Here is an 8,660-nt window from a genome sequence, read left to right as displayed (position 1 = left end):
TCAAACTATACGCCTAAAATTTTAACACTCTCTACGTCTCAATTTAACATATGCACTGGCATTTCGGCTTGACCCGAGATTGCATTATCTTTGCATTGCAAAACCTGCTTTCGGGCAGGTCGGGAGATTACATCACCTCGGCAATTCAGCTTCGCATTCACCTCGGTTTTTTTCGTGGGGGTGTGGCGGAGAGGAAAGTGATGGGACGGCTCTTCTCCTTTGATCGACATTATGAAAAAATATCTGTGTCCCGTCTGACAGAATCCTGCTAAATGCAATCGGATCGCCGCCTGTGGTGCTTCGGTAGTGTGAAGGGTTCGTGTTGTCGGGAATATTTTATATTATTGGCCGCCAATGGAATCCACATGAGACTGTCTTACACAGGTTTAGATCGCATTATATCAGGAATTCTTATCGATATGCGAACTTAGAGGTTTAAAAACAAGAGTAAAAATCTGAGTGGTGTATCTTTTAGATAAATTGTTGTAAATGAGAAAGGAGCATAGCTCGCTATGCTCCTTCAATTCAGATCCATATCCACCTCAAAACTTTCGCTCAGATTTTAACTATTGTTTTTAAACAACCTTTTAAACCTGACTTGATTTATAATAGACCGGTCTCAAGTGTTGATAATTATAGAAAGAGACCGAAATCGTCCCGGCAGTCATGCATGATTCAGCCGGGACATTTTTTTGCGGCATCAGGCAAAAATTATGGCCAAACAGCCTCTTGGCATGACGCCTTTTCGCAATAATTTCGTATTTTTGCAAAACCATAAACTATCAATTACGTCAAAATCAAAATGAAAAATATCATACTCTTCGATCCGGCAGTTGCCCGCGCCGGACTCTTGCCCCTGACACTGACCCGTCCTGTCGCACTTCTGCGCCACGGCATCACTACCATTTCCGAAAAATGGCAGAAGGCCATTCCGGGAGCATACTCATACAGCACCCAGGACTATCTTTCGATAAAATATCCTATGGTAGAGGCCGCTGACGGCGACAATCTCTTCATCGCCGGCAACCTCCACCCCGACAGTCAGCTCGTCGAAGCCATCCTCTCGCTCCAGCCGGGCGAGGCTCTGACTCTCGGCGGGGAGACCATCGCCCGTCGCGGCAACGGCAACCCCTCGGCGACAAAGGCCTATGAGGGAACTCCTCTCGCGGTCAACCATGTCTGGGATCTCTTCATGCTCAACGACGAAGCCCTGCGCCGTGATTTCGCCGCGCTCACGGAAGGCCGCCGGTCGCAGCCGCTGAGCGAGACCTGCCGCCTGATCGGCGATCCCTCGCAGCTCTTCATCGAAGAGGGCGCGGCGGTCGAAGGCGCAATCATCAATGTGACCAAAGGTCCGGTCTACGTAGGCCGCGACGCTGAAATCATGGAAGGCGCCTGCCTGCGCGGTACGATCGCCCTCTGCGAACACGCAGTCGTCAACATGGGAGGCAAGATCTACGGCGCGACCACCCTCGGCCCTTACTGCAAGGTCGGCGGCGAGCTTAACAACGTCGTCATGACCGGATTTTCCAACAAAGCCCATGACGGCTTCCTCGGCAACGCCGTCATCGGCGAATGGTGTAACCTCGGCGCCGGCTGCACGGCTTCGAATCTCAAAAACACCTATGCGCCGGTCAAGGTGTGGAGCATGGCCGAGGACCGTTTCGTCAAGACCGATCTCCAGTTCTGCGGACTCATCATGGGCGACCACTCAAAGGCAGGCATCAACACCATGTTCAACACCGCTACGGTTGTCGGCGTAGGTGTCAACTTCTATGGAGCCGGTTTCCCCCGCACTTTCATCCCCTCGTTCACCGAAGGCTCCACTCTCGGCATGAAGCCCGTGATCATGGACCGCTTCTTTGACACAGCCTCGCGCATGATGGGCCGCCGTCACAAGGAGCTGACTCCGGTCGACAAGGAAATTTTCATAACCATCAACGAAAACTCTCTCTGAAGCCTATGCCACAAGTCTCCGAACGCGGCACTCTGATGCCCGCTTCCCCGATACGCCGTCTTGCTCCCTTGGCCAACGACGCCAAGGCCCGCGGGATCAAGGTCTACCATCTCAACATCGGTCAGCCTGATGTCCCGACCCCTTCCGAAGGGCTTGAGGCGCTCAAGAAGATTGATCGCAAGGTGCTTGAATACAGCCCCTCAGCAGGTCTCATGTCGCTTCGCGAAAAACTCCGCGAATACTATCACCGCTTCAACATCGAGGTCGATGTCGACGACATCATCGTGACCACCGGCGGTTCCGAGGCGGTCCTGTTCGCATTCATGGCCTGTCTCGATCCCGGCGACGAGATCATTGTCCCCGAACCTGCCTACGCCAACTATATGGCCTTCGCGATCTCGGCCGGCGCAAAGATCGTCACCGTCCCTTCCAACATCGACCAGGGCTTCGCGCTTCCGGCTGTCGAGAAGTTCGAGGAGCTGATCACCCCCCGCACCAAAGGCATCCTGATCTGCAACCCAAACAACCCGACCGGCTATCTCTACACAATGAAAGAGATGCTCCAGATCCGCGATCTGGTCAAGAAATATGACCTTTTCCTCTTCTCCGACGAGGTCTACCGCGAGTTCTGCTACACGGGCGCACCCTATATCTCCGCCTTCCATCTTCCCGGCATCGAGGAGCAGGTGGTGCTCGTCGACTCCGTCTCGAAGCGCTACAACGAATGCGGAATCCGCGTCGGCGCCCTCATCACCAAACACCCGCAGCTCAAGACCAACGTCATGAAGTTCTGCCAGGCCCGTCTCAGTCCGCCTCTGCTTGGCCAGATCGTGGCCGAAGCCTCGATCGACACCTCGGCTGAATACATGCTCGCAACCTACAACGAATATGTCGAGCGCCGCAAATTCCTCATTGACGAGATCAATAAAATCCCCGGCTGCTACACCCCGATCCCGATGGGCGCGTTCTACACGGTGGTCAAACTCCCCGTCGACAACGCCGATGAGTTCTGCCAGTGGTGTCTGCGCGACTTCAACCTCGACGGAGAGACCATCTTCATGGCCCCGGCTTCAGGCTTCTACACCACTCCGGGAATGGGTGTCGATGAAGTCCGCATGGCCTATGTGCTCAACAAAGAGGACCTTGCCCGCGCGATGAAGATCCTCGCCGCCGCTCTCAAAGCCTATCCGGGCCGAACAATCTGATTTTCACAGACCGGATTGTTCCGAGTCACCGTAATATAAGAACCTCCTTCTGCTTATCGACAGTTTGTCGTGGCGGAAGGAGGTTTTCTATGTCATATAGGTGCGATAGTGTCGTCTGTCGGAATCGAGTTGTCGCTCTGTGGAGCAATATCAGGAATCTCGATCCGTTCGCCCAGGAAATGGGGCTGTTTGCCGAACCAGATATCGAGCAGCATCTTGTCACGGGCAAGCCATTCGCGGATCGCGAGTCTGACCCTAACCGACCTCGGTGCCCAGAGCGGCGCCGCGACAGACACGGCATGAATCCCGTTGGCTTCGGCGAGATACAGCGCCCGCGCATTGTGGTCGGCCTGTGAGATGATGGTCAGAGAGTCGCAGCCGAACACCTCCTTGGCCCTGACCACGGAGTCAAGTGTGCGGAATCCTGCGAAATCGAGGATAATTCTCTCTTCAGGTACCCCCTCTTCCATCAGAGCGTCGCGCATGGCCGTCGGCTCGTCATATTCCCTGATATGGTTGTCGCCGCTTGCTATTATGTAGTCCGTCTTACCGGCGTGATAGAGCGAGGCCGCGGTTGCTATGCGGTTGGTGAAATAGGTGTTCGTTCCTCCGCTGCGGGTGTGCGGGTTGGTGCCGAGCAGGAGTGCGACCCTGACATGGGGCATACTCTCAGGTCCGTCATAGATGCGCCCCTCCGCCGCCCTCTCCACAGTCACATTGGCGTAGACGGTAAAAGCGACACACAACGCAAGAAACGCCACCACACTCAGGCAGATCTGCCTCATCACCGGACGCCTCCTCCGCCCCGGCCCTTTATCGCATGAGAATTTCATAAAACTATATGTAATTAGGTGTTCGTCCGGTTTATATGATTGTGCTGAGAGCTAAACCGGATGTTTCCACAAAGTTATAAAAAATGTGTGTTCCTTTTGCTAAGTTAACCATCAAGATTGTTGATCTTTGGATAAAAGCGGCCAAAATCTTAACTTTGCAGTAACTTTTGATGTCATGAACAGGAAAGATTTTGAAATAATGGCTCCGGTCGGGAGCTATGAGTCGCTCCATGCCGCTATCGAGGCCGGGGCTGATGCTATATATTTTGGTGTCGAGGGGCTGAACATGCGTTCACGCTCATCGGTCAATTTCACGCTTGACGATCTGCGGAACATCGCCTCGATCTGCGATCAGGCAGGGGTGAAGACTTACCTGACAGTCAACACCATCATCTATGATAACGAACTGGAGAAGATGCGCTCTGTCATCGAGGCCGTCCGCGACAGCGGAATCTCGGCTATAATCGCGAGCGATATCGCCGCCATCAGCTATGCCCGCAGCATAGGTGTCGAGGTCCACATCTCCACACAGCTCAATGTCACCAACATTGAGGCTGTCCGCTTCTTCGCTCAGTATGCCGATGTGGTAGTCCTCGCCCGTGAGCTGAATCTCGATCAGGTCAAGGCTATCTACGACGCAATCGAGCGGGAGGACATCCGCGGACCTCACGGACAGAGAGTACGCATCGAGATGTTCTGCCACGGCGCACTCTGCATGGCCGTCTCAGGCAAATGCTATCTCAGTCTCCACGAAATGAACTCAAGCGCCAACCGCGGGGCCTGCACCCAGATCTGCCGTCGCGGCTACACTGTCACCGACCGTGAGACCGGCGACGAACTGGCCGTGGAGAACAAATATATCATGTCGCCCAAGGACCTGAAGACCATTCATTTCCTTAACAAGATGATTGATGCCGGAGTCAGAGTGTTCAAGATCGAAGGCCGTGCGCGCGGTCCGGAATATGTCAAGATCGCCGTCCAGGCCTATTCGGAGGCTATCGACGCCGTCTGCCGCGGCGAATTCACTGAGGACCGCATTGCCCGCTGGGACGAGGAACTGTCAAAGATCTTCAACCGAGGCTTCTGGAACGGCTACTACCTCGGTCAGCGCCTCGGCGAATGGTCTTCGAAATACGGATCGTCAGCCACACGCGTCAAGCGTTATGTGGCCAAAGGTGTGCGCCACTTCCCGAAACTCGGAGTAGGGGAGTTCCTTATGGAAGCCGGAGAGCTGCATGTCGGCGATGAGATCGTAATCACCGGCACTGACACGGGTGCCATTATCATGACCGTCGAAGAATTGCGCCTGGAATATGACCCCGTGCCGATGGTTAAGAAAGGCGACAGCTTCTCGATCAAAGTGCCGCGCAAAATCCGTCCCTCCGACCGCCTCTATATCTGGGAGGAGACCGACATTGCGAAAAAGCAGGGCTGACGGAAAACAGCAGACCTGTTATTGGCATTTATAGCCTGTGTATAAGTCCGGTTTAAATCTAACCACACGTTTGTGTAACTCTTTGAAAAAACGTAACTTTGTAACTTAATACTATACTTTTTTAATAAACCATGAAGAAATTCTGCTTATCAGTGCTTTGTTTCATCGCCGCCTTTGCGGCCTCGGCCTCTGGCCAGGCTGACAACGGCCTGACTTTGCGCTATGACCGGCCTGCCGATTACTGGCTTGAGGCCCTGCCTCTTGGCAACGGACGCCTGGGTGCAATGGTCTACGGAGGTATCGCCAGTGATACGATCCAGATCAACGAAGACACCTTTTGGGCCGGAAGTCCCTACAACAACATCAATCCTAATGCCAAAGCCCATCTTCAGGAGATCCGCGACTGCATTGACCGCGGCGACTATGAACGCGCACAGCGTCTGGCAATGGCCAATATCACCGCTGACATCAACGTGACAGCCCACGGTATGGCCTACGAATCTTTGGGCAACATCGTGTTCAACTTCAAGACACCAAAGGCTGTTCCCTCGGCCTACTCCCGCACACTCGATCTGGCCGATGCTGTCGCTCAGGTCGATTACACCCTCGGAGGTGTCGACTATAAGCGTGAGATATTCACCTCCTTTGCCGACAATGTGCTTGTCATGCGCCTGACAGCTTCGAAAGGCGGCAAAATCAGTTTCACCACCTCTTTCAAAGGTCCCGAAAAGGAAAAACGCGTCAAGGCTTCGGCTGAAGTGGTGGCCGGAACCGACAATCTGCTGCGCGTAAGCTCATTCCCCGGTCAGCCTGAGATGGAGAACATTCCCAACCGTCTCCACGCGACTACTTATATTCAGATCATTGCCGACGGAGGCAAGCAGAGTGCCGACCGCTCCAAGGGGACTCTCACTGTCAAAAATGCCGACAGCGTTCTGGTGGTAGTGGCATCGGCGACCAATTTTGAAAACTACAAGGACATTTCCGGTGACAGCGATGCCAAGGCAATGGCCGCTCTCTCGGCATTCGACCGTAATTTTGACCGTGCCCGACGCGACCACAGCGCCCGTTATGCTTCGATGTTCAACCGTGTCAGCCTCGATCTCGGCCACAACCCCGCGCAGGAGGCCAAACCGACCGATCAGCGCATCGCCGAATTCTCCACATCCGATGACCCAGGTCTCGCTGCCATGTATTTCCAGTTTGGCCGCTATCTGCTGATCAGCTCATCCCAGCCCGGCACCCAGCCCGCCAACCTTCAGGGTATCTGGAACCCCGACGCCGGACAGTATCCTGCCTGGGACAGCAAATATACCACCAACATCAACGTCGAGATGAACTACTGGCCTGCCGAGGTCACTAATCTCAGCGAATGTCACGATCCCTTCCTCCAGATGGTCAAGGACGTGAGTGTCACAGGCCGCGAATCGGCTGAGAAGATGTATGGCTGCCGCGGATGGACTCTCCACCACAACACCGACCTCTGGCGCTCGACCGGTTCGGTCGACAATGCCTCGTGCAGCATCTGGCCTACCTGCAACGCATGGTTTGCCTCCCATCTTTGGGAACGCTATCTTTTCACCGGCGACAAGGAGTGGCTTGCCGCTGTCTATCCGATCCTCAAAGGTGCCTGTGAGTTCTACCAGGATTTCCTTGTGACAGATCCCAAGACCGGCTACAAGGTTGTCTCTCCCTCGAATTCGCCTGAAAACCACCCAGGACTCGGTTCCTATGATGATGCCGGCGGCAAGAAACGCAGCCTGGCGGTGTTCAGCGGCGTGACCATGGACAACCAGATGGTCTATGACCTGCTGACCAACACCATCCTCGCTGCCGAGGTTCTCGGCTGTGACAGTGAATTTGCCGCCCAGCTCGCCGACCTCAAGGCTCAGTTGCCTCCGATGCATGTCGGCAAGTTCGGTCAGCTTCAGGAATGGCTTGAGGACTGGGACAAAGAGCGCAGCAGCCACCGCCATGTGTCTCACCTCTGGGGTCTCTATCCGGGCAACCAGATCTCTCCCTATACCAACCCTGAGCTTTTCCAGGCCGCCAAAAAATCGCTCATCGGCCGTGGCGATGCCAGCCGCGGATGGGCTATGGGCTGGAAAGTCTGCCTCTGGGCCCGTCTGCTTGACGGCAACCATGCCATGACCCTCATCCGCAACCAGCTTCGCCTCAAAGATCCTAATGTCACAATCAAGGACCAGGACGGCGGCACTTACGCCAATATGTTCGACGCTCACCCTCCGTTCCAGATCGACGGTAACTTCGGTTGTACTGCCGGTATCGCCGAAATGCTTGTGCAGAGCCACGACGGTGCCATCCACCTGCTTCCGGCATTGCCCGACGCATGGCCCCAGGGTTCAGTCAAAGGTCTGCGCGCTCGTGGCGGTTTTGAGATCACGGATATGAGCTGGGCCGACGGTAAACTGGTTTCGGCTACCATCCGTTCGACCCTCGGCGGCAATCTGCGCCTGCGTTCGGCCACACCTCTGAGATCAACCGGAGGCAGCCCGGCTCTCTCCGTTGCGGAAGGCGCGAATACCAATCCGCTCAACAGAGTCTATACCATTGCAGCGCCTGTGATCAAGGATCCGACCAAAATTCCGGCCCTCGATCTGCCCCAGACATGGCTCTATGATCTTCCGACCGAGGCGGGTGCCACATACGTCATCCAGGCGGCTGATCTTCCCCTCTGATCAGATAGTTTAAGTCAATAAAGCGCCACATACAAAAAGCGCCGTAGTTGCAAGACATCCGGATTGAGATGTTTCGCACCTACGGCGTTTTTTTATTGCATGGCGGGTTGGGGGCTGTTGGAAAAGTTTCCCACCCACGGCGCTCAGTGGTTGGGTGAATGGCCTGATGAACCATAGCTGCGGACACCTACGGCGCCCTTGCAATGGCCTGAGATCTTGCCGCTGCTACGCAGCTCATCTTCGCACCATCCCCATCTTCGCATAACCGCAGAATCCCGCCATCTCCATCTTCGCATCACTACACATTCCAGATTTATCAGTGAATCCTTATGCTAACCGCAAGTTGCCAGGTGCTTACATGGATTCTCTTGCAGACCGCGTGGCTGCCAGGTGCTTATGTGGGTTCTCATGCATCACCGCATGGTACTATTATCGGATGCGTGTGTCGGTTTTCAGGCTGGCCGCGTAGCGGTCGGGAGAATCCAGGCCATTGCAAGGGCGCCGTAGGTGTCCGCAGCTATGGTATCACAG

General features: G+C 54.8%; 5 protein-coding genes. 4 read left to right on the top strand and 1 reads right to left on the bottom strand.

The annotated features are described in order from the left end of the window. Positions 1–802: 802 nt before the first annotated feature. The gene (locus K2H17_RS00165; RefSeq protein WP_300130022.1) at positions 803–1,957 is read left to right on the top strand and encodes a putative sugar nucleotidyl transferase; all 1,155 of its coding nucleotides are present in this window, start codon (positions 803–805) and stop codon (positions 1,955–1,957) included. A gap of 5 nt (positions 1,958–1,962) precedes the next feature. Then, entirely contained in the window at positions 1,963–3,162 is a 1,200-nt protein-coding gene (locus tag K2H17_RS00160; protein WP_300130020.1) for a pyridoxal phosphate-dependent aminotransferase, read from the top strand. A 92-nt stretch (positions 3,163–3,254) separates the two neighbouring features. Here the strand turns inward: K2H17_RS00160 and K2H17_RS00155 are convergent, their stop codons facing one another. Next, positions 3,255–3,995 (bottom strand): ElyC/SanA/YdcF family protein, encoded by a 741-nt coding sequence (locus K2H17_RS00155; protein WP_300130018.1) that lies wholly within the window; start codon positions 3,993–3,995, stop codon positions 3,255–3,257. A 175-nt stretch (positions 3,996–4,170) separates the two neighbouring features. On the opposite strand from K2H17_RS00155, the gene K2H17_RS00150 reads away from it, so the two are divergent. After that, the gene (locus K2H17_RS00150; RefSeq protein WP_300130017.1) at positions 4,171–5,430 is read left to right on the top strand and encodes a peptidase U32 family protein; all 1,260 of its coding nucleotides are present in this window, start codon (positions 4,171–4,173) and stop codon (positions 5,428–5,430) included. A 131-nt stretch (positions 5,431–5,561) separates the two neighbouring features. Continuing rightward, positions 5,562–8,129: a glycoside hydrolase family 95 protein gene (locus tag K2H17_RS00145; protein ID WP_300130016.1), complete on the top strand. Its 2,568-nt coding sequence runs from the start codon at positions 5,562–5,564 to the stop codon at positions 8,127–8,129. The last annotated feature ends 531 nt before the right edge of the window (positions 8,130–8,660 follow it).

It is taken from the genome of Duncaniella sp. (genome assembly GCF_029054785.1).
GTDB lineage: Bacteria > Bacteroidota > Bacteroidia > Bacteroidales > Muribaculaceae > Duncaniella.
Note: the sequence above shows the minus strand (reverse complement) of the source record. Positions and strands in the feature narration are given on the sequence as shown.

Bases quoted from the DNA above. Each gene is read 5' to 3' on its own strand.
- K2H17_RS00165 (WP_300130022.1), top strand. From the start codon at position 803: ATGAAAAATATCATACTCTTCGATCCGGCAGTTGCCCGCGCCGGACTC.
- K2H17_RS00160 (WP_300130020.1), top strand. From the start codon at position 1,963: ATGCCACAAGTCTCCGAACGCGGCACTCTGATGCCCGCTTCCCCGATA.
- K2H17_RS00155 (WP_300130018.1), bottom strand. From the start codon at position 3,995: ATGAAATTCTCATGCGATAAAGGGCCGGGGCGGAGGAGGCGTCCGGTG.
- K2H17_RS00150 (WP_300130017.1), top strand. From the start codon at position 4,171: ATGAACAGGAAAGATTTTGAAATAATGGCTCCGGTCGGGAGCTATGAG.
- K2H17_RS00145 (WP_300130016.1), top strand. From the start codon at position 5,562: ATGAAGAAATTCTGCTTATCAGTGCTTTGTTTCATCGCCGCCTTTGCG.